At 70.6% G+C, this 25900-nt stretch carries 21 protein-coding genes; 10 read left to right on the top strand and 11 right to left on the bottom strand.

What is annotated here, in order from left to right; genetic code table 11:
- Window positions 1–39 precede the first annotated feature (39 nt).
- Window positions 40–1440 (top strand): FAD-dependent oxidoreductase, encoded by a 1401-nt coding sequence (locus tag STRBO_RS0110795; RefSeq protein ID WP_005481885.1) that lies wholly within the window; start codon window positions 40–42, stop codon window positions 1438–1440.
- Window positions 1441–1504: 64 nt separating this feature from the next.
- On the opposite strand, the gene STRBO_RS0110790 is transcribed toward STRBO_RS0110795, so the two are convergent.
- Window positions 1505–1843 (bottom strand): hypothetical protein, encoded by a 339-nt coding sequence (locus STRBO_RS0110790; RefSeq protein ID WP_028796580.1) that lies wholly within the window; start codon window positions 1841–1843, stop codon window positions 1505–1507.
- A 138-nt stretch (window positions 1844–1981) separates the two neighbouring features.
- Between STRBO_RS0110790 and STRBO_RS0110785 the strand changes: the two genes are divergently transcribed.
- Window positions 1982–2791 (top strand): rhomboid family intramembrane serine protease, encoded by an 810-nt coding sequence (locus STRBO_RS0110785; RefSeq protein ID WP_005481882.1) that lies wholly within the window; start codon window positions 1982–1984, stop codon window positions 2789–2791.
- A gap of 9 nt (window positions 2792–2800) precedes the next feature.
- Here STRBO_RS0110785 and hemE read toward each other — a convergent pair whose 3' ends face one another.
- Window positions 2801–3868: a uroporphyrinogen decarboxylase gene (gene hemE / locus STRBO_RS0110780; protein ID WP_020114181.1), complete on the bottom strand. Its 1068-nt coding sequence runs from the start codon at window positions 3866–3868 to the stop codon at window positions 2801–2803.
- A 240-nt stretch (window positions 3869–4108) separates the two neighbouring features.
- Here hemE and STRBO_RS0110775 point away from each other — a divergent pair, with 240 nt between their 5' ends.
- From STRBO_RS0110775 to STRBO_RS0110765, 3 genes are all read left to right on the top strand, one after another.
- A complete protein-coding gene (locus tag STRBO_RS0110775) occupies window positions 4109–4738 on the top strand; it encodes a DUF3000 domain-containing protein (protein WP_005481880.1) in 630 nt (209 codons plus the stop codon).
- Window positions 4739–5066: 328 nt separating this feature from the next.
- The gene (locus STRBO_RS0110770) at window positions 5067–5726 is read left to right on the top strand and encodes a helix-turn-helix transcriptional regulator (protein WP_005481878.1); all 660 of its coding nucleotides are present in this window, start codon (window positions 5067–5069) and stop codon (window positions 5724–5726) included.
- Window positions 5727–5902: 176 nt separating this feature from the next.
- A complete protein-coding gene (locus STRBO_RS0110765) occupies window positions 5903–7204 on the top strand; it encodes a ribonuclease D (RefSeq protein WP_209442939.1) in 1302 nt (433 codons plus the stop codon).
- Between the two features lie 23 nt (window positions 7205–7227).
- Here the strand turns inward: STRBO_RS0110765 and STRBO_RS0110760 are convergent, their stop codons facing one another.
- From STRBO_RS0110760 to STRBO_RS0110750, 3 genes are read right to left on the bottom strand one after another with little or no spacing between them, the layout of a single operon-like run.
- Complete coding sequence (locus tag STRBO_RS0110760; RefSeq protein ID WP_005481875.1) at window positions 7228–8085, bottom strand: carbohydrate ABC transporter permease; 858 nt, start codon at window positions 8083–8085, stop codon at window positions 7228–7230.
- On the bottom strand, window positions 8082–9053 hold the full coding sequence (locus STRBO_RS0110755; RefSeq protein ID WP_005481873.1) for a carbohydrate ABC transporter permease: 972 nt from the start codon (window positions 9051–9053) through the stop codon (window positions 8082–8084). Before STRBO_RS0110755 ends, STRBO_RS0110760 begins: the two co-directional genes overlap by 4 nt.
- Window positions 9053–10369: an ABC transporter substrate-binding protein gene (locus STRBO_RS0110750; protein ID WP_020114180.1), complete on the bottom strand. Its 1317-nt coding sequence runs from the start codon at window positions 10367–10369 to the stop codon at window positions 9053–9055. Before STRBO_RS0110750 ends, STRBO_RS0110755 begins: the two co-directional genes overlap by 1 nt.
- Before the next feature lie 161 nt (window positions 10370–10530).
- On the opposite strand from STRBO_RS0110750, the gene STRBO_RS0110745 reads away from it, so the two are divergent.
- The 4 genes from STRBO_RS0110745 (at window position 10531) to STRBO_RS0110730 (ending at window position 17503) form a co-directional block, all read left to right on the top strand.
- A complete protein-coding gene (locus STRBO_RS0110745; protein WP_005481870.1) occupies window positions 10531–12897 on the top strand; it encodes a glycoside hydrolase family 2 protein in 2367 nt (788 codons plus the stop codon).
- Entirely contained in the window at window positions 12894–13934 is a 1041-nt protein-coding gene (locus STRBO_RS0110740; protein ID WP_005481868.1) for a LacI family DNA-binding transcriptional regulator, read from the top strand. Before STRBO_RS0110745 ends, STRBO_RS0110740 begins: the two co-directional genes overlap by 4 nt.
- Before the next feature lie 216 nt (window positions 13935–14150).
- Window positions 14151–15377 (top strand): thiolase family protein, encoded by a 1227-nt coding sequence (locus STRBO_RS0110735; RefSeq protein ID WP_005481866.1) that lies wholly within the window; start codon window positions 14151–14153, stop codon window positions 15375–15377.
- A complete protein-coding gene (locus STRBO_RS0110730) occupies window positions 15374–17503 on the top strand; it encodes a 3-hydroxyacyl-CoA dehydrogenase NAD-binding domain-containing protein (RefSeq protein ID WP_005481864.1) in 2130 nt (709 codons plus the stop codon). Before STRBO_RS0110735 ends, STRBO_RS0110730 begins: the two co-directional genes overlap by 4 nt.
- An 86-nt stretch (window positions 17504–17589) precedes the next feature.
- Here STRBO_RS0110730 and STRBO_RS0110725 read toward each other — a convergent pair whose 3' ends face one another.
- On the bottom strand, window positions 17590–17787 hold the full coding sequence (locus STRBO_RS0110725) for a hypothetical protein (RefSeq protein ID WP_005481862.1): 198 nt from the start codon (window positions 17785–17787) through the stop codon (window positions 17590–17592).
- A gap of 374 nt (window positions 17788–18161) precedes the next feature.
- Between STRBO_RS0110725 and STRBO_RS0110720 the strand changes: the two genes are divergently transcribed.
- On the top strand, window positions 18162–18536 hold the full coding sequence (locus STRBO_RS0110720) for a hypothetical protein (protein ID WP_020114179.1): 375 nt from the start codon (window positions 18162–18164) through the stop codon (window positions 18534–18536).
- A gap of 75 nt (window positions 18537–18611) precedes the next feature.
- Here STRBO_RS0110720 and STRBO_RS0110715 read toward each other — a convergent pair whose 3' ends face one another.
- The 5 genes from STRBO_RS0110715 to STRBO_RS0110695 all read right to left on the bottom strand — a co-directional run bounded on the left by STRBO_RS0110715 (window position 18612) and on the right by STRBO_RS0110695 (window position 25859).
- The gene (locus tag STRBO_RS0110715; RefSeq protein ID WP_005481859.1) at window positions 18612–20138 is read right to left on the bottom strand and encodes an amino acid permease; all 1527 of its coding nucleotides are present in this window, start codon (window positions 20136–20138) and stop codon (window positions 18612–18614) included.
- A gap of 146 nt (window positions 20139–20284) precedes the next feature.
- Entirely contained in the window at window positions 20285–22204 is a 1920-nt protein-coding gene (dxs, locus tag STRBO_RS0110710) for a 1-deoxy-D-xylulose-5-phosphate synthase (RefSeq protein ID WP_005481858.1), read from the bottom strand.
- A 230-nt stretch (window positions 22205–22434) separates the two neighbouring features.
- Window positions 22435–23757 (bottom strand): sugar ABC transporter permease, encoded by a 1323-nt coding sequence (locus tag STRBO_RS0110705; protein ID WP_005481855.1) that lies wholly within the window; start codon window positions 23755–23757, stop codon window positions 22435–22437.
- Window positions 23754–24545: an ATP-binding cassette domain-containing protein gene (locus STRBO_RS0110700; RefSeq protein WP_078531497.1), complete on the bottom strand. Its 792-nt coding sequence runs from the start codon at window positions 24543–24545 to the stop codon at window positions 23754–23756. Before STRBO_RS0110700 ends, STRBO_RS0110705 begins: the two co-directional genes overlap by 4 nt.
- Before the next feature lie 210 nt (window positions 24546–24755).
- The gene (locus STRBO_RS0110695) at window positions 24756–25859 is read right to left on the bottom strand and encodes a sugar ABC transporter substrate-binding protein (protein WP_381197662.1); all 1104 of its coding nucleotides are present in this window, start codon (window positions 25857–25859) and stop codon (window positions 24756–24758) included.
- Window positions 25860–25900: the final 41 nt, after the last annotated feature.

The following is a 25900-nucleotide window of genomic DNA, read 5'->3' as shown; positions in this document are numbered from 1 at the left end:
GCGCGATGCCGAAATGCCGGGCCCCCGTAGCGTGTTCCCATGAACATGAGCCGTACTGAGGAACGTTCACGGGAACGCCTGGTGGTCGTCGGGGGCGACGCGGCGGGTATGTCCGCCGCGTCGCAGGCCCGTCGGCTGCGAGGGCCCGGGGAACTGGAGATCGTGGCGTTCGAGCGGGGCCATTTCACCTCGTTCTCGGCGTGCGGCATCCCCTACTGGGTCGGCGGCGACGTCCCCGAACGGGACCGGCTCATCGCCCGCTCGCCCGAGGAGCACCGGGCCCGCGACATCGATCTGCGGATGCGCACGGAGGTCGTGGAGATCGATGTCGAGGGCGCCCGCGTGCGCGCGCGGGACCTGGACGCGGGCACCGAGACCTGGACCTCGTACGACAAGCTCGTCATCGCGACCGGCGCCCGGCCGATCCGCCCCGACCTGCCCGGTGTCGACGCCCCGGGAGTGCACGGCGTGCAGACCCTGGACGACGGCCAGGCCCTCCTGGACACCCTGTCCGCCACCGAGGGCCGCCGGGCCGTGGTCGTGGGCGCGGGCTACATCGGCGTGGAGATGGCCGAGGCCCTCATCAACCGGGGGTACGAGGTCACGGTCGTCAACCGGGGCAGGGAGCCCATGTCCACCCTCGACCCGGACATGGGCCGGCTGGTGCACAAGGCCATGACGGGCCTGGGCATCACGATGGTCGACGACGCCGAGGTCACCGCCCTGCGCACCGGCGCCGACGGCCGGGTCCGCGCGGTCGCCACCAAGGACGCCGAGTACCCGGCGGACGTGGTGGTCCTCGGCATCGGTGTCCGCCCGGAGACGGAGCTGGCGAAGGCGGCGGGCCTGCCGCTGGGCGCTCACGGCGGTCTGCTGACCGACCTGGCCATGCGGGTCCGCGGGCACGAGAACATCTGGGCCGGGGGCGACTGCGTCGAGGTCCTCGACCTGGTCTCCGGCAGCCTGCGCCACATCCCGCTCGGCACCCACGCCAACAAGCACGGCCAGGTCATCGGCGCCAACGCCGGCGGCGGCTACGCCACATTCCCCGGCGTGGTCGGCACCGCCGTCAGCAAGGTCTGCGACCTGGAGATCGCCCGCACCGGCCTCCGCGAGAAGGACGCCGACCGGGCCGGCCTGCGGTACGTGGCCGTCACCATCGAGTCCACCAGCCGCGCCGGGTACTACCCCGGTGCCGCCCCGATGACGGTGAAGATGCTCGCCGAACGCCGCACCGGGCGGCTCCTCGGCGTCCAGATCGTCGGTCGGGAGGGCGCGGGAAAGCGCGTCGACGTCGCGGCGGTGGCCCTCACGGCAGGGATGACGGTGGAGCAGATGACCGCCCTGGACCTCGGCTACGCCCCGCCCTTCTCGCCGGTGTGGGATCCGATCCTGGTGGCGGCGAGAAAGGCCGTGACGGCGGTGAGGTCGAGCGCCTGAGGCGGTCAGGGGCCCCACGACGGGGGCCGCGCCCCCTGTCCCGCAGGGGGCGCGGGGAGCCCCGTCACACCGCCGACGTGCCGGTGATCCGGTCGATGGCCTGCCGGGCCTGCTCCGCCGGCGGCCGGGCCGGCAGGGAGGACACGGAGGCGGAGGACGTCACCGCGGCGGGCGCGGTGGCCTGTGCCGTGGCCGGCTTCGCGTGCGCGGCCGCCGGCCGTGCCGAGCGCAGTCGATGACTGACCGCCTCGTCCAGGGTCACCGGCCGCTGCATCCGCGCCGCCAGCCGCCCGGCCTCCTGGCCGAGCGCCGCGACGTCTTCCCAGGGCAGCCGCACCACCAGCGAGATCTCGGCCTCACCATCGGGGGTGGCGTGCATCGCCGGGGTAACTCGGTCGTTCATCGCCTGTTCCTCACGTAGATCCGCGGTTGAGGAGTCATACGCACCGCCCGCCCCGCACGTTCACCGGCACCGGGCGCGAGGCCCGCGCCGCCGCGGGTCGCGCTGATTCCGGCCCCCCATCCCGGGCACAAGTCCGGTGTGGTCATCCCCGTGCACGACGTGAACCCCGTGAGCCGCACGCCCTACGTGACCTACGCGCTGATCGCCGCGAACGTCTTCGTCTTCGTCTTCATGCCGGCGCTGGCCGGTTCCATGCCGGGCGACGGCGAACCGGCCCGGCTGTGCCACACCCAGGCGTTCCTGGAGCAGTACGCGGCGATACCGCAGGAGTTGATCCGGCATCAGCTGCCACACCTGGTGCCCACCGGCGAACTCGCCCCGTCCGGCGGCTGCGCGCTCGGCCCGCCGGGCTACGACAAGTCGCCCGCGCTGTCCGTCCTGTCCGCGCTGTTCCTGCACTCCGGCTGGCTGCACCTGCTGGGCAACATGCTGTTCCTGATGATCTTCGGCAACAACATCGAGGACCGGCTGGGCCCCGTACGCTTCGCGCTCTTCTACGCGGCCTGCGGATACGCGGCCACCTACGGGTACGCACTTTCGCACCCCGACTCGGCGGACCCGCTGATCGGCGCCTCCGGGGCGATCGCCGGTGTGCTCGGCGCCTATCTCGTGCTCTATCCGAAGGCCAGGGTGTGGGTCCTCGTCCCGTTCCTGGTCTTCCTGCCCCTGAGACTGCCCGCCTGGCTGGTGCTGGGCTTCTGGTTCGTGCTCCAGGCGTTCTACTCGTCCGGCGAGGGCGTCTCCGACATCGGCACGGTGGCGTACGCGGCCCATCTCGTCGGCTTCGTCGCCGGCATGCTGCTGGCCTGGCCGCTGCGCCCCGGCACCCCGCCCCCGCCCGAGCCGCGCGGCCTGCTGTTCGGCAGGCGGGCGCGGCCGGGCTGGTGAGCCGGGGTACTACTTCGCCGTCCGCGTGTGGACGTGGTCCACGAGGCGGGTCAGGGCGTCCGGGTCCGTGCTGGGCATGACGCCGTGGCCGAGGTTGAAGACGTGGCCCTCCAGGCCGGCGGCGGCGTCGAGGACCTCGCGGGTCTTGGCCTCGACGGCCTCCGTGCCGGCGAACAGGACGGTCGGGTCCAGGTTCCCCTGGAGCGCCTTGCCGGGGCCGACACGGCGGGCGGCCTCGTCGAGCGGGACGCGCCAGTCGACGCCGACGACGTCCGCGCCGGCCTCCCCCATGAGGCCCAGCAGCTCACCGGTGCCGACGCCGAAGTGGATGCGCGGGACGCCGTACCCGGCGACGGCCTCGAAGACCTTCGCGGAGGCGGGGAGCACCGAGCGGCGGTAGTCCGCCGGGGCGAGGGCGCCGGCCCAGGAGTCGAACAGCTGCACGGCCGAGGCGCCCGCCTCGATCTGGACCCGGAGGAACGCGGACGTGATCCCGGCGAGGCGGTCGAGCAGGTCGGCCCACAGCTCGGGCTCGCCGTACATCATCGCCTTGGCGTTCTCGTAGGTGCGCGACGGGCCGCCCTCGACGAGATAGCTGGCGAGAGTGAAGGGGGCGCCGGCGAAGCCGATGAGGGGGGTCTCGCCCAGCTCGGCGGTGAGGAGCCGGATGGCCTCGGTGACGTAGGAGACGTCCTCGGGGGTGAGGTCGCGGAGCTGGGCGAGGTCGGCGCGGGTACGGATCGGCTTCTCGACGACCGGGCCGACGCCGGGCTTGATGTCGAGGTCGATGCCGATGGCCTTGAGGGGGACGACGATGTCGCTGAAGTAGATCGCCGCGTCCACGTGATGCCGGCGGACCGGCTGGAGGGTGATCTCGGTGACCAGCTCCGGCCGCATGCACGAGTCCAGCATCCCGATGCCCTCGCGCACCTTCAGGTACTCGGGGAGCGAGCGCCCCGCCTGCCGCATGAACCACACCGGTGTGTGCGGGACGGGCTCACGCCTGCACGCCTTCAGGAAGGCTGAGTCGTACGTGGCGGTCGGCTGGTGGCCCGAGGGGCCGGCATTGGCACTCACGAGGCAAAGTCTCGCACGCCTCCCCGACGCCGACGGCCGGGGCTGTGGACAACCGGGACACCGGCCGGGACCCCCGCTCGCGCGGCCACCGCTCCCGGCCCGCGGGGCGGCCTGCGTTCGCTGAGCGCGATCCGACAGTGACCCAGCGCACGGGTGTCTTGCCCTGCGCCGGAGCCCGGTTCCCCTTAATGTTCCGGCATGGCTGCGGCTCAGGGACGACTGTCGGACGGCGCTGGCGGGATGGACGACGCGAAGGAGGGGGAGCGCGATGGGAGTCAGACGGCACCGGAGCCGTTCCGCTCCGCCGTCGAAGCGCTGCGGGTCACACGGCTGCGGCCGGAGATCGAGATCGAGTCGACCAAACCGCCCCAGCGGCTCGCCCCGTACGCGTACGCCCTGGAGGCCGCCGTCGTCGAGGGGGACGAGGACCTGGCCGACGGGCGCCTGGTGCTGCTGCACGACCCCGCCGGGCACGACGCCTGGCAGGGCACCTTCCGGCTGGTGACGCTGGTCCGGGCGGAGCTGGAGCCCGAGATGGCGGCGGATCCCCTGCTGCCGGAGGTCTGCTGGTCGTGGCTGACCGGCGCACTGCAGTCCCGGGGCCTGTCGTACGGCGAGCCGAGCGGGACGGTGACGCGGGCGAGTTCGCACTACTTCGGCGGGCTGGCCACGCGGCCGGCCGCGTCGCAGATCGAGATCCGGGCGTCCTGGACCCCACGCGAGGTGCTGGGCGGCGTGCCCGACACCGCCGCGCATCTCGCCTCCTGGTGCGATCTGCTCGCCCAGATCGCGGGACTGCCTCCGGCGGTCGACCCCGGGGACGCGGCGGTGGTGACGCTGCCGCAGCGGCGGGGGCCGCAGACCCGCTGAGAGTCCCCGGACCCTTCGCGGAACCTAGGACCGTGCGCCATGGGCGCACGGTCCTTTTCCGTGCGTGTCGCCACGCCGATCAAAACCATCACTTTGTCGATACGGCCACTTTCGGCCTTGTATCGACGTGAAGCGACACCGTTCGGTCTTCGAATGATCGAAGACGTGTCCGAATTGCACGGATTGTTACTCACTAAATCGTGATCATTCTCTAAAGGAGCAGAGGTTTGGTGCCGAAGACCTCTGTGACCTTGAAAGTACGGTTCGTCCTGGCTTCGACCCCACGAGCCCGGCGGACCAGCCCCCCGCCCCGCACCCAGGAGGCCTGGTGTCCGTTCTCCTCGAGCAGCCCGCAAGCCTGGTCGCCTACCGTCCGAACAAGCCGACCGCGATGGTGGTGGTGGCCGATCCACGGGTTCGGTCCACCGTCACCCGGCACCTGTGGGCCCTCGGGGTCCGCGATGTCATCGAGGCCTCGTCCATCGCCGAGGCCCGTCCCCGCATCGGCAACCCCCGTGACATCTGTGTCGCGGACGTTCACCTGCCGGACGGTTCCGGCCTCACCCTCCTCTCCGAGACCCGCGCGGCGGGGTGGCCCAACGGCCTCGCCCTCTCCGCGGCCGACGACATCGGCGCCGTACGCAACGCCCTCGCGGGCGGTGTGAAGGGATACGTCGTCACCGGCACCCGCACCAACATCGGACTGCCCACCCGCCCGGGTGCCGCCCCCATCGGCTCCGCCGCCCGTATGCACCGCCGCCCCCCGGGAGCCCCGAGCCACCCGGGCGGCTACCGGGAGCTGTCGGGCCGCGAGGTCGAGGTACTGCGCCTGGTCGCGGAGGGACAGTCGAACAAGGCGATCGGCGTCTCCATGGGCCTGTCCGCGCTCACGGTCAAGAGCCACTTGGCCCGAATCGCACGCAAGCTCGGCACCGGCGACCGCGCCGGAATGGTGGCGGTGGCCCTGCGCACCGGGATCATCCACTGACACCGAGGACACCCCGGCCAGAAAGGACCGCAATCGTTGCCCGGTGTCCGGCCTCTCCCGATTTGCCGGAAACATTCACTGACACGTGTGATACGTGACTGGTTTACGCCCCTGCTCGGCCCGTCGGCGGAACGTTCCGTCGGCGGGCCTTGTCCATACACAGATACCCTTGACAGGTGACCGACGCCCAAGAGACCGCAGCAGACGAGACCCTGCGAACCACCGGAGGCGCCCCTCCGGACGACGGCGGATCTTCTGAAGCGGGGGCGCCGATCCCTTTGCTGGAGCCCCGGGACGGCATTCCCGCCGTCATCGCCGACGAGTCCTCGCTCGCCGCGGTGATCGCGGCCTTCACCGCCGGCTCCGGTCCCGTCGCCGTGGACGCCGAACGCGCGTCCGGTTACCGCTACGGTCAGCGCGCCTACCTGGTGCAGCTGCGCCGCGAGGGCGCGGGCACCGCGCTCATCGACCCCGTCGCCTGCCCCGACCTCTCCGGCCTCGGCGAGGCGCTCTCCGGCGTGGAGTGGGTCCTCCACGCGGCCACCCAGGACCTGCCCTGTCTGCGCGAGATAGACATGGTCCCCACCCGGATCTTCGACACCGAGCTGGCCGGGCGGCTCGCCGGGTTCCCCCGGGTCGGCCTCGGCGCGATGGTCGAGGGCGTGCTCGGCTACGTCCTGGAGAAGGGCCACTCCGCGGTCGACTGGTCGACCCGCCCGCTGCCCGAGCCCTGGCTGCGGTACGCCGCGCTCGACGTGGAACTCCTCGTGGACCTGCGGGACGCCCTGGAGAAGGAGCTGGACCGGCAGGGGAAGCTGGAGTGGGCCCGCCAGGAGTTCGACGCGATCGCCTCCGCGCCGCCGGCGGAGCCCCGCAAGGACCCGTGGCGGCGTACGTCCGGGATGCACAAGGTACGGCGCCGGCGGCAGATGGCGGTCGTGCGGGAGATGTGGGAGGCCCGGGACCGGATCGCGCAGCGGCGGGACGTGTCACCGGGCAAGGTGCTGAGCGACGCGGCGATCGTCGAGGCGTCCCTGGCCCTGCCGGTGAACGCGCAGGCGCTGGCCGCGCTGAACGGGTTCGGGCACCGGATGGGGCGGCGTCAGCTGGAGCAGTGGCAGGCGGCGGTCGACCGGGCCCGGGCGCTGCCGGACTCGGCGTTGCCGGCGCACGGGCAGCCCGTGACCGGGCCGCCCCCGCCGAAGGCCTGGGCCGACAAGGATCCCGCGGCGGCGGCACGGCTGTCCGCCGCGCGGGCCGGGGTGTCCGCGCTCGCCGAGCAGCTCAACATGCCGCAGGAGAACCTCATCACCCCGGACACCGTCCGGCGGCTCTGCTGGGAGCCGCCGAGGTCGCTGGACGCGGAGGCGGTGAGCGCGGCGCTCGCGGGGTACGGAGCGCGGGCCTGGCAGGTGGAGCTGGTGACGCCGGTGCTGGTGGGGGCGATGTCCGCGGTGGCGAAGGCGAAAGAGGCCTAGGCGCCGCCCGGAGAGCGGCCCTCCTACTTCGTCGCGCCCCTCATGAAGCCGTTGTAGATGAACCTCTGCAGCAGCAGGAAGGCGATCAGGGTCGGCAGGATCACCAGGACCGCTCCTGCCGAGATCGTCTCCCAGTGGGCGCCGAAGGGGCCCTTGAAGCGGAAGAGGGACGTGGAGATCACGCCCAGGTCGTCGGAGGGCATGTACAGGAAGGGGATGTAGAAGTCGTTGTAGACGGTGATCCCCTTGACGATGACGACCGTGGCGATCGCGGGCTTCAGGAGCGGGAAGATGACCTTCCGGTAGATCGTGAAGGCGTTGGCGCCGTCCAGCCGGGCGGCCTCGTCCAGCGAGATCGGGATCGACCGCACGAACTGCAGGAAGATGTAGATCGAGACGATGTCGGTGCCCATGTAGAGGGCGATCGGGGCCCAGAGGGTGTCGAACATGCCGAAGCTGTCGACGATCTGGAAGGTCGCGACCTGGGTGGTGACACCGGGGACGAGGGTGGCGACGAGGAACAGGGCGACGACCGGCTTCCGGAAGCGGAAGGTGAAGCGGTCGATCGCGTAGGCCGCCATCGAGCCGATGACGACCGTGCCGGTGACGGCGAGGACGAGGATGAGGGCCGTGTTGCCGAAGGCGGCGAGCATCTCGCCGTCGCGGAAGGCCGTCGCGTAGTTGCCGAGGTTCAGGAAGCTGTCGGGCAGGGTGAGCGCGCCGCTGTCGTCCGCCATCTGCCGCTCGGTCTTGAGCGAGGTCAGCAGGACCACCACAAGCGGCAGCAGGACCACGACCGACGCGCCGACCAGGGACAGATAGGTGAGGGTGCGGGCGACCCGCCTGCGGGTGACCGGGGTCGGGGTCGTCAGAGTCGTCATACGAGGTCCACCCTGTCGTCGGGGACCAGTCGGCGTTGCAGCCACGTCACCGCCAGGATGATCAGCAGCAGGACGACCGCGGCGGCGGACGCGAGGCCCGTCTTGTTGAACTGGAACGCCAGCTTCACCGTCTGGATCACGAAGGTCTCGGTGCCGGTGGCGCCGCCCGTCATGATGTACGGGATCTCGAAGACCGCCAGGGAGCCGGAGATCGAGAGGATCACGCTCAGGCTCAGGACGGGGCGGATGCCGGGCGCGATGATGTAGCGGAACTGGTGCCAGCGGCTCGCGCCGTCGAGTTCGGCGGCCTCGTACAGCTCCCCCGGGATCGACTGGATCGCGCCGAGGAAGAGCACGAAGTTCAGGCCCATGTAGCGCCAGACGGAGACGCTCGCGAGAGAGATGTTCGCGGACGTCCGCGTGCCGAGCCAGGCGCGGTCGGACTCGTGGCCGAAGAGTGCCAGGACCGAGTCGAGGGTGCCGCCGTCCTGGAAGAAGTAGAGGAAGACGAACCCGATCGCGACCCCGTTGATGAGGTACGGGAAGAACAGGATGCCCTTGAAGAGGTTCCGGAAGCGGAGGTTGAAGCTGAGGACCGTCGCGAAGTAGAGGGCGAGCACGATCTGCACGGCCGACGCGACGAGGTAGTAGCCGCTGACGAAGAACACCTGGAACAGCTCGGGGCGGGTGAAGATCTCGACGTAGTTGTCGACCCCGGTGTAGTGCAGTTCGGGGCTGACGCCGTCCCAGTCGGTGAAGCTGTACGCCAGCATGTTGGCGACCGGCGCGTAGGTGAAGGTGATCAGCAGGGCCAGCGGGGCGGCCAGGAAGAGCCAGGGCGTGAGCCCGCGCCACAGGCGCACCTCGCGGGGGGCGCGCCGCGGCGCAGGGGGCCGGGGCGCGGCCGTGGAGGGCCGCGCCACCTTCTTCACCGCGTGCGAGGAGTCCGTCGTACGCGCGGGGGGCATCAGGACCCCGCGGTCTTCTGTGCCTCGGTCCAGCGCTCGCCGAGGCCGTCGAGGAAGTCGTCGACGTCGCCGTCCTTGGCGCCCCGGGCGATGTCGACGAGGTCCTGTCGGTAGGCGGGCGCGTTGATGCCCACCTCGGAGGCGTTGTCGATCTCCTTGACCGTCCCGCCCTCGGCGTCGTCGAGTTCGATCAGCTCGACGCCCTGCTCCTCGTACGGCCGCAGGACCTCGGGCAGGGGGGCGTCCTTGAGCGTGGAGATCGAGAGGTTGTCCTGCGCGTAGCCCGACTTGTCGGTGAACCAGTCGACCCAGGCGCGGGCCGCCGCCTTGTGCTCGGAGTGGATGCTGACCGCTTGGTTGTAGTCGGGGTTGACGGTCGCGCAGGCCTTGCCGTCGACGCGGGCGGGGAACGGCATGAACCCGATGTCGTCCGGGTCGGCGCCGGCCTTCTCGGCGGCCTGCCGGAACTGGATGACCGCCCAGCTGCCGAGCCAGGCCGTCGCGATCTCGCCCTTCGCCAACTGCGGCTTGGAGTTCTCCCAGTTGGTGGTCGTCGGGTCCTTCTCAATCAGCTTCTGGTGCACGATGTCGTACAACAGCTTGTCGGCCACGCGCAGTTCGCCGTCCTCGCCCCACGGGTTGCCCTCGGCGAGCCTGGTGGTGGCCCCGGTGTCGCAGCTCACCGAGCCGTTCACGGCGGTCCACTGGCTCAGCGGCCACTGGGCGGCGAAGTTGGTGTAGTACGGCACGGCGTCGGTCTTGGACTTGATGGCCTTCAGCGCGGTGAGGAACTCCGCCGGGGTGGTGGGCCAGTCGGTGACGCCGGCCTCGGCCCAGATCCGCTTGTTGTAGAGGAAGCCGGGGGCCGCGCCCATCGGGCTCTGCCCGTAGACCTTGCCGTCGACGGTGGTGAAGTCGGTGAAGCGGTACTTCTTGCCGAGCTCCTTCTGGGTGCCCAGCGAGGCGAAGAACCTGGGGTAGTCGTTCTTCTTGATGACGGCCGGGATCATGAGCACGTCGCCGTAGTTGTCCGTGTTCATACGGATCTTGACTTCGGCCTCGTAGTCGGTGATCGCGTCGAACCTCACCTTCACCTTCGGGTAGGTCTTGTTGAAGGCGTCGGCGTACTTCTTCATCGTGCCGTCCTGCACGATGTCCGTCCGGTGGGTGAGGACCGTGATGGATCCGGACACCCGCGTCGGGTCGTCCGCCGCCTCGGCGTCGGCGCCCTTCGAGCTTCCCCCGCCGCCTGTGCAGCCCGACGCGAGGAGCGCGGCCGCCAGCAGTGTTCCGGTGAGCGTCTTCCGGTGGTTCATGTGCACCAGCTCCGTTCTGGGACGGACGAGCACGAGTGGGATGGCTGGTTCGGCACTCTGGCAGGCAGTTACTGAACCGGTAAAGTCCCTATTGCGCCAAGGATTTCGAAATAGTTTCGCGATAGTGTCGGGGAATTGACTGGACCGGTTTAGGAGTGCGCATGCTGGACGCCACACCGCTCGTCGAGGGCTGGATCCTGCGCCATGAGGGAGATGCCCTCCCGGCCGAGGTGCCCGGGTGCGTGCACACCGATCTGCTGGCGGCGGGGCTGATCCCGGACCCCTTTCTCGGGCGCAACGAGACCGAGGTGGCGTGGGTGGGGCGCCGGGAGTGGACGTACGAGGTCGAGCTGCCCGGCGTCGGCGCGGACGGCGGGCACGACCGGACCGACCTGGTCTTCGACGGGCTCGACACCGCCGCCGAGATCCGGCTCGACGGCCGGGTCCTCGGTTCCGTGCGGAACATGCACCGCTCGTACCGCTTCGACATCACCGGTCTGAGCGGCCTGCTCTCGGTGCGCTTCGCCTCGGCGTACGCCGAGGCGGAGGCGGTGCGCGAGCGGCTCGGCCACCGGCCGAACGCCTATCTGGAACCCTTCCAGTACATCAGGAAGATGGCCTGCTCCTTCGGCTGGGACTGGGGTCCGACGCTCGTGACCGCCGGGATCTGGCGGCCCGTCCGGCTGGAGAGGTGGTCGACGGCCCGGATCGCGCGGGTACGGCCGCTGGTGAGCGTCGACGGCACGACCGGGCACGCGGAGCTGCTCGTCGACGTGGAGCGGGCGGCAGGGGAGGCGGGGCTGCGGCTGGAGGCGCGGGTGGGGGGTGTCACCGCGGTCGCGGAGGTCGAGGGGACGAGCGGGGCCGTACGCCTGGAGGTGCCGGGCGTGGAGCTGTGGTGGCCCCGCGGTTACGGCGAACAGCCCTTGTACGAGGTCGAGTTGGCGCTGTACGCCGAGGGCGACGCGCTGGACGTGTGGCGGCGGCGGATCGGGTTCCGGACCGTCGGGCTGGACCAGGGCGCCGATGAGCACGGCACCGGGTTCACCCTCGTGGTCAACGGTGAGCGGCTGTTCGCGCGCGGGGTCAACTGGATCCCGGACGACGTGTTCCCCTCCCGGATCACGCCCGAGCGGTACCGCGCGCGGCTCGTGCGGGCGGCCGGGGCCGGGGTCGACCTCGTACGGATCTGGGGCGGCGGGATCTACGAGAGCGAGGACTTCTACGACGTCTGCGACGAGCTGGGCCTGCTGGTCTGGCAGGACTTCCCGTTCGCGTGCGCGGCCTACCCGGAGGAACAGCCGCTGCGGGGCGAGGTGGAGGCCGAGGCGCGGGAGAACGTCGTCCGGCTGATGCCGCATCCCTCGCTGGTCCTGTGGAACGGCAACAACGAGAACCTGTGGGGGTTCCGGGACTGGGGCTGGGAGGAGCGGCTCGCCGGGGAGTCGTGGGGCGAGGGGTACTACCTGGGCGTACTGCCGCGCGTGGTGGCCGAACTGGACCCGGCACGGCCGTACACGGCGGGCTCCCCGTGGTCGGGGTCCTGGGAGCGGCATCCGAACGACCCCGCGCACGGCACGCACCACTCCTGGGAGGTGTGGAACCGGGAGGACTACGCGCGGTACCGGGTGAACGTGCCCCGTTTCGTGGCCGAGTTCGGCTGGCAGGCGCCCCCCGCGTACGCGACGCTGCGGCGGGCGCTGCCGGGCGAGGAGCCTGCGCCCGACTCCCCCGGCATGCTGCACCACCAGAAGGCCGAGGACGGCAACGGGAAGCTGGAGCGGGGGCTCGCGCGTCATTTCGCCCTGCCCGAGGGGGACTTCGACCGCTGGCACTATCTGACGCAGGTCAACCAGGCGCGGGCGGTCGCCGCCGGGATCGAGCACTGGCGGTCGCACTGGCCGGTGTGCGCGGGCACGATCGTGTGGCAGCTCAACGACTGCTGGCCGGTGACCTCCTGGGCGGCGATCGACGGGGACGGCCGGGAGAAGCCGCTCTACCACGAACTGCGGCGGCTGTACGCGGACCGGTTGCTGACGCTGTCGCCACGAGTGCTGGCCGTGGTCAACCAGGCGGCCGGGCCGTGGACGGGCTCCGCGCGGCTGCGGCGGATGTCGGTCGACGGGGCCGTGATCGGGGAGGCCCGGGTCGGGTTCGCCGCGGCGGGGCGGACGGTGGCCCGTGTCGGCGTACCGGAGGAGCTGGAGCCGGGCGGGCCGAAGGAGTTCCTCGTCGCGGACGCCGACGGGCTGCGGGCCCTGCTCTTCCCGAGCCCCGACCGCGAGATCCCCTACCCCCGGCCGGAGTTCGACGTCGGCGTCACGCCGGACTCGGTCACGGTGACGGCCCGCACCCTCGTACGGGACCTGCTGCTGCAGGCCGACCGGCTGGACCCCGAGGCGCGGGCGGACCGGGGGCTGGTCACCCTGCTCCCCGGGGAACAGGTGACCATCGGTGTCAGCGGCTGGAAGACTCCCGGTGCGGAAGCCGCCCGATCAGCCCTGTACTGCCTGGAGCCCAGCCGATGACGACCTCCCGTGTGACCATCAAGGACGTCGCCGCGCTCGCCGGGGTGTCCAAGGGAGCGGTGTCGCTCGCGTTCAACCGGAAGCCGGGGCTGGCCGACGCCACCCGGGACCGGATCTTCGCGGCGGCACGGGAGCTGGGGTGGGCGCCGAACCTGGCGGCGCGGTCGCTGTCGAACCGCCGGGTCGACGTGGTGGGTCTCGCGGTCTGCCGGCCCGCGAAGCTGCTCGGGCTCGAACCGTTCTACATGGAGTTCATCTCCGGGGTGGAGGGCGTGCTGACCGAACGGTCCTGCTCGCTGCTGCTGCGGCTGGTGCGGAACCTGGAGGAGGAGGTGGGGCTCCAGGACGCGTGGTGGCGGGGGCGGCAGGTCAGCGGGTCGATCCTCGTCGACTTCCGCGGGGACGATCCGAGAGTGGCCGCGGCGCAGCGGCTGGGGATGCCGGTGGTGGCCGTCGGGCATCCCTCACTGACCGGCGGACTGACCTCCGTGTGGACGGACGACACGACCGCCGTGACGGAGGCGGTGCGGTATCTGGCGGCGCTGGGGCACCGGCGGATCGCGCGGGTGGGGGGCGCGGGGTCGCTGGGCCATTCGGCCCTGCGTACGGCGGCGTTCGCGAAGGCGGCCGGGTCGCTGACGCCGGTCCGGGTCTGGCAGGTGGCGACCGACTTCTCGGGGGAGGCCGGGGCGCGGGCGACGCGGGCGTTGCTGTCCGGGGCGGGGGACGATCGGCCCACGGCGATCGTCTACGACAACGACATCATGGCGGTGGCGGGATTGTCCGTGGCCGCCGAGATGGGGGTGCGGGTGCCGGCGGAGCTGTCCCTGCTGGCCTGGGACGATTCGCAGCTCTGCCGGCTGACGCGGCCGACACTCTCCGCGATGAGTCATGACGTGCACGGGTTCGGGGCGGATGTGGCGCGGACGTTGTTCGGGGTGATCGACGGGGACGAGGAGGTCGGGGTGTCGCATCCGGTGGCCACGCCCGTACTGGTTCCCCGGGGGTCCACCGCGACCGCCCCTCGGGTGTCGTAGGGGACAACGGGTGCGTCGTGGCTGGTCGCACGGTTCCCCGCGCCCCTAAGGTAGGAATGCGTAACCGGCGGTAACTCGCGAAACCCGTGTGACCTTCGCCGCTCCCCCGTCCAGGGGTGTGCAGCACAGTTACCCGCAAGTAGCATGGGGCTGAGCGCCCGCTCAGCGGTTGCGCATCGCAGCAGTGCCGTCCCGCACCTCTGGAGGAGAGCCATCGTGCCTCGTACCGTCAAGGAAGTCGTCTTCGTCGACGGCGTCCGCACCCCGTTCGGCAAGGCGGGCCCGAAGGGCATCTACCACGAGACCCGCGCCGACGACCTCGTCGTGAAGGCGATCCGGGAGCTGCTGCGCCGCAACCCCGGTCTGGAGCCCGCGAAGATCGACGAGGTCGCCATCGCCGCGACCACCCAGATCGGTGACCAGGGCCTGACCATCGGCCGCACGGCGGGCATCCTCGCCGGTCTGCCGCAGTCGGTGCCCGGCTACTCCATCGACCGCATGTGCGCCGGCGCCCTGACCGCCGTCACCTCGGTCGCCGGTTCCGTCGCCTTCGGCGCCTACGACGTCGCCATCGCCGGCGGTGTCGAGCACATGGGCCGCCACCCCATGGGTGAGGGCGTGGACCCCAACCCGCGCTTCGTCAGCGAGAAGCTGGTCGACGAGTCCGCCCTGTTCATGGGCATGACCGCCGAGAACCTGCACGACCGCTACCCGACGATCACCAAGCAGCGCGCCGACGAGTACGCCGTGCGCTCCCAGGAGAAGGCCGCCAAGGCGTACGCCAACGGCAAGATCCAGGCCGACCTGGTACCGATCTCGGTCCGCCGCACCAACGCCGAGGCCGGCGAGACCGGCTGGGGCCTGGTCACCGCCGACGAGCCGATGCGGCCGGGGACCACCCTCGAGAACCTGACGGGCCTCAAGACCCCGTTCCGCGTGCACGGCCGGGTCACCGCCGGTAACGCGGCCGGCCTGAACGACGGCGCGACGGCCTCGCTCATCGCCTCCGAGGACTTCGCCCGCGAGAACAACCTCCCCGTCAAGATGCGCCTCGTCTCGTACTCCTTCGTGGGTGTCGAGCCGGAGGTCATGGGTTACGGCCCGATCCCGGCGACGGAGAAGGCGCTCGCCCAGGCGGGTCTGTCCATCGACGACATCGGTCTGTTCGAGATCAACGAGGCCTTCGCCGTCCAGGTGCTGGCCTTCCTGGAGCACTACGGCATCGCCGACGACGACGCGCGCGTCAACCAGTACGGCGGCGCCATCGCCTTCGGTCACCCGCTGGCCTCGTCGGGTGTGCGTCTCATGACGCAGCTCGCCCGCCAGTTCGAGGAGCAGCCGGAGGTCCGCTACGGCCTGACCACGATGTGCGTCGGCTTCGGCATGGGCGCCACGGTCATCTGGGAGAACCCGCACCACAAGGACGCCGGAGGCGACAAGTGACCACCACCACCGAGCTTCTCAAGGGCGCGGCGGAGCTGTTCCCCGACGAGGTCGTGACCTCCGCGCACGTACGCCACCTCGACCTGCCGTTCGGCGCCGGGCGCTTCGCGCTCATCACGCTGGACAACGGCTTCGACCACACCAAGCCGACCACCTTCGGCCCGGCGTCGCTGGCGAACCTGAACACCGCCATCGACCAGGTCGAGAAGGAGGCCTCGGCCGGCGAGATCGTCGGTGTCGGTGTCACCGGCAAGCCGTTCATCTTCGCCGTCGGCGCCGACCTCAAGGGTGTCGAGCTGCTGAAGGAGCACGAGCACGCGCTCGCCATCGGCAAGGGCGGCCACGAGGTCTTCAAGCGGCTGTCGGCGCTCGCCGTCCCGACCTTCGCGTACTACAACGGTGCCGCGATGGGCGGTGGCGTCGAGGTCGGTCTGCACTGCGCCTACCGGACCGTCTCCGCCGCCCTCCCGGCGTTCTCGCTCCCCGAGGTGTTCCTGGGTCTGGTCCCGGGCTGGGGCGGCTGCACGATCCTGCCGAACCTGATCGGTGCCGACAAGGCCGTCTCGGTGATCATCGAGAACAGCCTCAACCAGAACAAGCAGCTCAAGGGCGAGCAGGTCTACGACCTCGGCATCGCCGACGCCATCTTCGAGGGCGCCGACTTCCTGGAGCAGTCGCTGCTCTGGACGGCGTCCGTCCTCAAGGGCGAGATCGTCGTCGACCGCCCGGTGATCGACCGCGGCGAGGCCTGGGACCAGGCCGTCGCCAAGGGCCGGTTCATCGCGGACTCCAAGGTGCACGGGGCGGCCCCGGCCGCGTACCGCGCGCTGGACATCATCGCCGCCGCGAAGAACGGCGACCTCCAGCAGGGCTTCGACGCCGAGGACGTGGCCCTCGCCGACCTGATCATGGGTGGCGAGCTGCGCTCCGGCATCTACGCCTTCAACCTGGTGCAGAAGCGCGGCAAGCGCCCCGCCGGCGCCCCGGACAAGAACCTGGCCCGCCCGGTCACCAAGGTCGGTGTCGTCGGCGCCGGTCTGATGGCCTCCCAGCTCGCGCTGCTGTTCCTGCGCCGCCTGGAGGTGCCGGTCGTCCTGACCGACATCGACCAGGAGCGCGTCGACAAGGGTGTGGGCTACGTCCACGCCGAGATCGACAAGCTGCTGCTCAAGGGCCGGATCAACCAGGACAAGGCCAACCGCCTCAAGGCGCTGGTCACCGGTGTCCTGGACAAGGCCGAGGGCTTCGCGGACGCGGACTTCATCATCGAGGCCGTGTTCGAGGAGATCGGCGTCAAGCAGCAGGTGTTCGCGGAGGTCGAGGCGGTCGCCCCGGCGCACGCGATCCTCGCCACCAACACCTCCTCGCTGTCGGTCACCGAGATGGCGTCGAAGCTGAAGAACCCCGAGCGGGTCGTCGGCTTCCACTTCTTCAACCCGGTCGCGATCCTGCCGCTGCTGGAGATCGTCCGGGGCGAGACCACGGACGACGCCTCCCTCGCCACGGCGTTCGCCGTCGCCAAGAAGCTGAAGAAGACCGCGGTCCTGGTGAAGGACGCCCCGGCGTTCGTCGTGAACCGCATCCTGACCCGCTTCATGGGCGAGATCCAGAACGTCATCGACGAGGGCACGCCGGTCGAGGTCGCCGAGAAGGCGGTCGAGCCGCTGGGTCTGCCGATGTCGCCGCTGGTGCTCCTGGAGCTGGTCGGCCCGGCCATCGGTCTGCACGTCTCCGAGACCCTCAACCGCGCCTTCCCGGACCGCTTCACGGTCTCCCCGAACCTCGCCGCCGTCGTCAAGGCCGGCAAGCGCGGCTTCTACGTCTACGACTCCGGCAAGCCGGAGCTGGACCCCGAGGTCGCCGCGCTCCTGAAGCAGGGCGACGTCGTCCTGTCCGAGGAGCAGGTGCGGGCCCGCGTGCTCGACGCCGTCGCCCAGGAGATCGGGCTCATGCTCGACGAGGGTGTCGTCGCCGAGGCGCAGGACATCGACCTCTGCCTGATCACCGGCGCCGGCTGGCCCTTCCACCTGGGCGGCATCACGCCGTACCTGGACCGCGAGGGCGTCAGCGAGCGGGTCAACGGAAAGAAGTTCCTGGAGGCCGGGGTCGCCTCGGTCCCCGCGTGACCATCGCACCGGCATGACACGGTCTCGGCCCTGAGGGCCGTACGGACCGACAGGAGGGTCTGCGCCGCAGGGCGGAGACCCTCCTGTCATGCGTCCTCGGCGAACCTGAAGTCCGGTGTCCCCAGCCGGGACGTCCGCAGCGTGCAGTCCGCCCCGATCACCCCGAGCACCACCCGTCCGTGCGCGTCCCGTGCCAACGCCGGTGCCCCCAGACAGCGTTCGCCCGTCGGCGCCCACTCCATCCCGGCCCGGTCGTTCTCGGTACCGCACGCCGCGAGCAGCACCCGGCCCTCGGCGTCGCGGTGCGCCAGCAGTGTTCCGGGTCGTCGGGTCGGTCCAGTAGTACGTGGCCCGGCCGGGCGCGGTCTCCAGGCCCACCGCGCCGCCGCGGACCCCCGCGAGGGGGAGGGCGGGCTCCTGGCCGAAGTCGCCACCCGTCCCGGCCGGCGGCCATCGCCTCGATGCGCCCGGAGGAGTGGGCGACCACGGTCACCGGGCCCCGGACCCCGCTGCCCTTGAGGTCCGTCCACGGGCTCCACCTGCCCCCGGCCGGCTCCCGGAGCAGCATGACACCGCCGCCCGCGTTGCGCGCGAGGACGTGGACGCTGCCGTCGGCGCCCACACCCGGTGGGGTCGACCGGCGTGCGACCCTGTCCGCATGGACGCCCCGCTGCTCGTGATCGTCGACGCCGCCAACGTCATCGGCTCCGTGCCCGACGGCTGGTGGCGCGACCGGCGCGGCGCGGCGGAACGCCTGCGCGACCGCCTCGCCCGGGACGGGGTCCCCGGCCGGCAGGAGCCCGTCGAGCTGGTGATGGTAGTCGAGGGCGCGGCCCGAGGTGTGGACCCGGTCCCCGGCGTACGGGTCGAGGCGGCCCCGCGCAGCGGCGACGACCGCATCGTGGAACTGGTCGCCGAGGAGGCCCGCGACCGCGCCTGCCTCGTCGTCACCGCCGACCGCGAACTGCGGCGCCGGGTCGGCGAGTTGGGTGCCGAGGTGACCGGGCCCAGGGCGGTGCGCGGGGAATCCTGAACACGGTCCGGCCCCGTGCGCCCCGCGAAAAGGGGGCGTACGGGGCCGGAGGGCACATGCCCTGGCGCGGACCGGCTACGAGGCGTCGCCGCGTCCCGGAGGCCCGCCCGGGTCACCCGTCAGGGTCTCCTCGTGGCGTCCGAGCCGGCTGTGCGAGCGGCCGTAGACGAAGTAGACGAGGAAGCCGAGGAGCATCCAGCCGGCGAAGCGGAGCCAGGTCTCCGTGGGCAGGTTGAGCATCAGCCACAGCGACGCGCACACCGACAGGATCGGGATGACCGGCACCCAGGGGGTGCGGAACGACCGGGGCAGGTCGGGGCGGGTCCGGCGCAGGATGACCACGCCGATGGCGACGACCACGAAGGCGAACAGCGTGCCGATGTTGACCAGCTCGGCCAGCTCGCTCAGCGGGGTGAAGCCCGCGAGGACCGCGATGACCACACCGAGCAGGATGGTCGGCCGGTGCGGGGTCTTGAACCGGGGGTGGACGCGGGAGAAGAAGCGCGGCAGCAGCCCGTCTCGGCTCATCGCGAAGAACACCCGGGTCTGGCCGAGCAGCAGGATCATGCACACGGTCGTCAGGCCGACGGCGGCGCCGAAGCTGATGAAGCCCGCGAACCACGGATGCCCGGTCGCCTTGAAGGCGTCGGCGAGCGGCGCGGTCACCGACAGCTTCGTGTAGTGCTGCATACCGGTGACGACGATCGACACCGCCACGTACAGCGCGGTGCAGATGACGAGCGAGCCGATGATGCCCCGGGGCATGTCCCGCTGCGGGTTCCTCGTCTCCTCTGCGGCCGTGGCGACGACGTCGAAGCCGATGAACGCGAAGAAGACCACGGAGGCGGCCGTGAAGATGCCCATCACACCGAAGTTGGAGGGCGCCCAGCCGAACATCAGCTGGATGAGCGGCGACTGGAGGCCGTCCCCCGCTTCGACCGCCTGCGCCTTCGGGACGAACGGGTCGTAGTTGTCGCCCTTGACGAAGAAGGCGCCCGCGATGATCACGGTGAGGACGACCGTCACCTTGATGGCGACGACGACGGAGGTGACCCGCGCGGAAAGCTTGGTGCCGATCACGAGGATGGCGGTGAGGATCAGGACGAGCGCGGCGGCGAGGATGTCGAAGCCGAAGCCGTCGGCCCCGTCTCTCGTGCCGAGGGCCGCCGGCAGTTCCCAGCCGGCGTTGGCCAGCAGCGAGTGGATGTAGCCGGACCAGCCGACGGCCACCACCGCCGTCCCCAGCGCGAACTCCAGGACCAGGTCCCAGCCGATGATCCAGGCGGGCAGTTCCCCGAGTGAGGCGTAACTGAAGGTGTACGCGGATCCCGCGACCGGGACCGTGGAGGCGAACTCCGCGTAGCACAGGGCGGCGAGCGCGCAGACGACGCCGGCCACGACGAAGGCGAGGGCCACGGCGGGACCGGCGTTGTTCTTGGCCACCGTGCCGGTGAGGACGAAGATGCCGGTGCCGATGATGACACCGACGCCGAAGACCGTCAGATCCAGCGCGGACAAGGATTTCCTGAGCGCGTGTTCTGGCTCCTCGGTATCGAGGATGGACTGCTCGACCTTCTTCGTCCGGAAGAGTGTGCTGCTCACAGGCGTACCTCCCACGCTTGTCGTCCTCGACATGATCGAGAGGGGGCGTGGTGCACATGCCCCGGCGCGAGGGGTTTCACGCGAACGGGCCGGTCTCACCACCGTAAAGAATGGTGGGACCGGCCCGGACGGCCCAACCGGACCGATCAGTCGCGGACGGGTTCCACCTCCGCCGTGGTGTCGCCGAACCGCCCGTCGATCTTGGAGACCAGGCCGGTGACCTGGCGGGCGATGTCGGGCGCGGTGAGCCCGATCTCGGCCAGGACCTCGGCGCGGGTGGCGTGGTCGAGGAAGCGCGGCGGGATGCCGAAGTCGCGCAGCGGGATGTCCACGCCGGCGTCGCGCAGCGCCTGGGCGACGGCCGAGCCGACGCCGCCGACGCGGGAGTTGTCCTCGACGGTGACGACCACGCGGTGCTTGTCCGCGAGGGGAGCCATGTGCTCGTCGACCGGCTTGACCCAGCGCGGGTCGACGACGGTCGTGGTGATCCCCTGCTTGTCGAGCAGTCCGGCGATCTCCAGGCACATCGGCGCGAGGGCGCCGACGGAGACGAGCAGCACGTCCGGGGTGTCGGTGCCCGGCTCGCGCAGCACGTCCATGCCGCCGACACGGCGCAGGGCCGGTACGGCGGGGCCGACGGCGCCCTTGGAGAAGCGCACCACGGTCGGCGCGTCCGTGACCTCGACGGCCTCGCGCAGCTGGGCGCGGACCTGATCGGCGTCGCGCGGCGCGGCGAGCCTGAGCCCCGGCACGACCTGGAGGATCGACATGTCCCACATGCCGTTGTGCGAGGCCCCGTCGGTGCCGGTGACGCCGGCCCGGTCCAGGACGAAGGTCACCCCGCACCGGTGGAGGGCGACGTCCATCAGGACCTGGTCGAAGGCACGGTTGAGGAAGGTGGCGTAGACGGCGAAGACGGGGTGCAGGCCGCCCGTCGCGAGGCCCGCCGCGGACACCGCGCCGTGCTGCTCGGCGATGCCGACGTCGTACACGCGCTCGGGGAAGGCCTTGGCGAACTTGTCGAGGCCGACCGGCTGGAGCATGGCCGCCGTGATGGCGACGATGTCCTCGCGCTCCTTGCCGAGCTTCACCATCTCCTCGCCGAAGACGGAGGTCCAGTCGGCGCCGGAGGAGGCGATCGGCAGACCCGTGTCCGGGTGGATCTTGCCGACGGCGTGGAAGCGGTCCGCCTCGTCCTGGAGGGCGGGCTGGTAGCCGCGGCCCTTCTCGGTGAGGCAGTGCACGATGACCGGCCCGCCGAAGCGCTTGGCGCGGGCGAGCGCGGACTCCAGGGCCTCGATGTCGTGCCCGTCGATCGGGCCGACGTACTTCAGGCCCAGGTCCTCGAACATGCCCTGCGGGGCGATGAAGTCCTTCAGCCCCTTCTTGGCGCCGTGCAGCGTCTCGTAGAGGGGGCGGCCGACGACGGGCGTGCGCTCCAGCAGGTCCTTGCCGCGGGCCAGGAACCGCTCGTAGCCGTCGGTGGTCCGCAGGGTGGCCAGGTGGTTGGCGAGGCCGCCGATGGTGGGCGCGTACGAGCGCTCGTTGTCGTTGACGACGATGACCAGCGGGCGGTCCTTGGCGTCGGCGATGTTGTTGAGCGCCTCCCAGGCCATACCGCCGGTGAGCGCGCCGTCGCCGATGACCGCGACCACGTGGTCGTCGCGTTTGAGCACCTGGTTGGCCTTGGCGAGGCCGTCGGCCCAGCCGAGCACCGTGGAGGCGTGGCTGTTCTCGATGACGTCGTGCTCGGACTCGGCCTGCGAGGGGTAGCCGGACAGGCCGCCCTTCATCTTCAGCCGGGAGAAGTCCTGACGACCGGTGAGGAGCTTGTGGACGTAGGACTGGTGTCCCGTGTCCCAGAGGACCTTGTCGCGGGGCGAGTCGAAGACGCGGTGCATCGCGATGGTGAGCTCGACCACGCCGAGGTTCGGGCCGAGGTGACCGCCGGTCTTCGACACCGCCTCCACGAGGAAGGTCCGGATCTCCTCCGCCAGCTGGTCCAACTCCTCCAGGCTGAGCCGGTCCAGATCGCGCGGTCCCCTGATGCGGGTCAGCAGCGGCACCCGTGCCTCCTTGCGATAGTGCTGTTCGAGCGTTACCGGGCTCGTCGAAGTCTAATCTTCCGCGCGGACGGCCGACGGCCGGGCGGTCGCCTGCTACGTCACGCGAACGGCGTAAACCATCCTGCGCGCACGTACCCGTACGAAACGTCCGAGAACACGGAGAAGTGCCCGGCGCCTCGAAGGCACCGGGCACTTCCGCGCCCTGAGAGGGCGTGAGGCGTCGAGGGCCGCTACGCGCGACCTGCCGCCTTCTGGCTCTTACGGCTGACGGAGTCGATGACGACCGCACCCAGCAGAACCGCACCCGTGATCATGTACTGGATCGAGGTGTTCATGTTCAGCAGGTCGAGACCGGTCTGGATCGACTGGATCACCAGCATGCCGAGCAGCGCCGACCAGACCGAACCCCGGCCGCCGAAGAGGCTGGTGCCGCCGATGACCGCCGCGGCGATCGCGAGCATCAGCGTGTTGCCGCCACCGGCGGACAGCGTCGCGCTCGCGGTCTGACCGGCGAAGAACATGCCGCCGACCGCCGCGAAGCCACCCGAGATGGCGAACACGGAGATCCGGATCATCGGCACGTTGATACCGGCACGGCGGGCGGCCTCGATGCCGCCGCCGACCGCGAACACCTTGCGGCCGTAGGTCGTACGACGCAGCACGAAGTCCACGACCACCAGCGCCACGAGGAAGATCACCAGCGCGTTGGAGACACCGGAGGCGTCGTTGAGCACCGCGGCGGCCACGAAGGACGCGACGGCGAGGGCGCCGACCCGCAGCAGGATCTCGCTGGTCGGCCGGAACGGCACGCCCGCCGCCCGGCGGCGGCGCTGCTCGTTGAGGTTGCCGACGAGGGAGAGGACGACGGCGACACCGGCCAGGATGTACGCGCCGATGATGGCCTGGTCCATGAAGAAGGAGCTCTGGCCGAGCAGGTGGACCGGACCCGTGTCGGACGGGATGTTGATCGTGCCGCTGTCGCCCAGCAGCCACAGCATCAGGCCGTTCCAGCCGAGGAAGCCGGCCAGGGTGACGACGAACGCCGGCACCCCGATCCTGGCGAAGAACCATCCCTGCAGCGCGCCGATGGCGACACCGGTGATGATCGCGAGGACCAGTGACAGCCAGGCGTTCACACCGTGGGTCACCGCGAACACGGCGAACAGGGTGGAGGCCAGACCGCTGACGGAGCCCACGGACAGGTCGATCTCGCCGAGCAGCAGCACGAACACCAGGCCGATGGCGAGCATGCCGGTGGCCGAGAGGAAGTAGCTGATGTTCGAGAGGTTGTCGGCGCTCAGGAAGCGGTCGTTCTGGAGCTGGAAGATCGTCCAGATGACGATCAGGCCGATGACCACCGGCAGCGAGCCCAGCTCGCCGCCCTTCACCTTGCGCTTGAACTCGGTGACGTAGCCCTTGAGGCCCTCTTCGCGGACCAGCAGACGCGGGTCGACGACGGAGACCGGCGCGGCCGTGGGGTCGTCGGCGGGCGCGACCGTGGTCTGGCCCTGCACGGAATCACTCTTCACGGGGGTCTTGGACGTGTCGCTCACTTTGCCGCCTCCGTGGTGCGCCGCCCCGCACGACGGGTCACGGCGTTGTCCGTGGCACCCGTGATCGCGGCGATGATCTCTTCGTGGCTGGTGTCCTTCACGGAGAAGGAGCCGTTGTTCTTGCCCAGGCGCAGGACGGCGACGGTGTCCGCGACCGCCTTGACGTCGGCCATGTTGTGGCTGATGAGGATGACGGCGAGGTCGCGCTCGCGCAGCCGCTCGACCAGGTCGAGGACCTGCGCGGTCTGCTCGACACCGAGGGCGGCGGTGGGCTCGTCGAGGATGACGAGCTTGGGGTCGCCGATGAGGGCGCGGGCGATGGCGACGACCTGGCGCTGACCGCCGGAGAGGCTCGCGATCGGGATGCGGACGCTCGGGATGCGGATCGAGAGCGTGGACAGCAGTTCGCGGGAGTTCTTCTCCATCGACACCTCGTCGATGACGCCGCGGTGCAGCAGCTCGCGCCCGAGGTAGAGGTTGCCGACGACATCGAGGTTGTCGCACAGCGCGAGGTCCTGGTAGACCGTCGCGACGCCGAGTCCCTGGGCGTCGTGCGGCTTGTTGATCCTGACCGGCTCACCCTGCCACTCGATGACGCCCTCATCGATGGGGTGGACACCCGCGATCGTCTTGACCAGGGTGGACTTTCCTGCGCCGTTGTCGCCCACCAGGGCGACCACTTCTCCGGCGTGGACCTCCAGTTCGACGTCGGTGAGGGCCTGAACCGCACCGAATCGCTTGGAGACTCCGCGCAACGCCAGCACGGGCGTAGCGGACACGTGAACCATCTCCTTCGCCGCCTGACCGGCGGGGATGCCGCGCTGGGAACCAGGCGCGGAGGAATGTGCGGGCCCCGTCGACGGGGGCGCTCGCACAAGGCTTACAAGGTGAACATGCGAGTGGCCGCCGCTCTTTCGGCGGCGGTTCCGTCCGGCGCCCGCCCCGGAAGCGGGGTATGGGTGGGGCGGGCGCCGGACAGGCTCAGTGGGCCGGAGCGACTACTCCAGGCCGGCGGACTTGCACGCCTTGGCGTACTCCGGGGTGCAGATGTCGGCGACCGTGTAGAGGCCGTCCTTCACCACCGTGTCCTTGATGTTCTCCTTGGTGACGGAGACCGGGACCAGGAGCTTGGCCTGGACCTTGTCGCCGGAGCCGCTGGTGACCTCGGTGTCGGCCAGGGACTTGATGTCCTTGCCGTCCAGCAGGTTGACCGCCAGCTCGGCGGCGGTGTCGGCCTCCGGCTTGTAGGCCTTGTAGACCGTGGAGGACTGGGTACCGGCCACGAGCCGCTGGATGGCGGCCAGCTCGGCGTCCTGACCGGTCAGCGGGATGCCACTGATCTTCGCACCCTTGAGGGTGTTGGCGATGCCGCCGGCCATGCCGTCGTTGGCGGCGTAGACGCCCGCGATGTTCTTGGCGCCCAGCTGGGTGATCGCCGCGGACATCTTCTGGGCGGCGACGGTGTCCTTCCACAGGCCGGACTGCTCGTAGGCGATGTCGACCTTGCCGTCGAGGGCCTTGTGCGCGCCCTCCTTGAACTGACCGGCGTTCGGGTCGGCGTCGTCGCCGTTGATCATGACGACCTTGGCCTTCGGCGTGGCCTTGTCGCCGAGGGCGTCGATGAGGGCCTGGCCCTGCAGCTCACCGACCTTGACGTTGTCGAAGGAGACGTAGGCCGAGACCGGGCCCTGCGCGAGACGGTCGTAGGCGACGACCTTGACGCCCTTGTTCACCGCGGACTGGATGGAGGACTTGATGGCGGCGGAGTCCTGGGCGGAGACGACGATGACCTTGACGCCCTTGGTCACCATGGTGCTCATCTGCTGAGCCTGCTTGGTGGGGTCCGCGGCGGCGTTCGCGTACTCGACCTTGCAGTCGGAGCACAGCTCCTCGACCTTGTCCTCGAAGTACGGCCGGTCGAACTTCTCGTAGCGCGCGGTGACGTTGTCGGGCAGGAGCAGACCGATGGTCTTGTTGCCCGAGCCGCTGTCGCTGCCGCTGTCGGAGTCCTTGTCGTCGCCGGCCTTGCCACAGGCGGCCACGGACAGCGCCAGCGAGATCGCGGTGGCGCCGATCGCGACTCTACGCATCGTTGCGTTCATTTGGGTTGTGCCTCCCTGACACGGGCCGCAGCACTGCGGCC

Origin of the sequence: Streptomyces bottropensis ATCC 25435 (genome assembly GCF_000383595.1) — a bacterium.
Classification (GTDB): domain Bacteria; phylum Actinomycetota; class Actinomycetes; order Streptomycetales; family Streptomycetaceae; genus Streptomyces; species Streptomyces bottropensis.
Note: the sequence above shows the minus strand (reverse complement) of the source record. Positions and strands in the feature narration are given on the sequence as shown.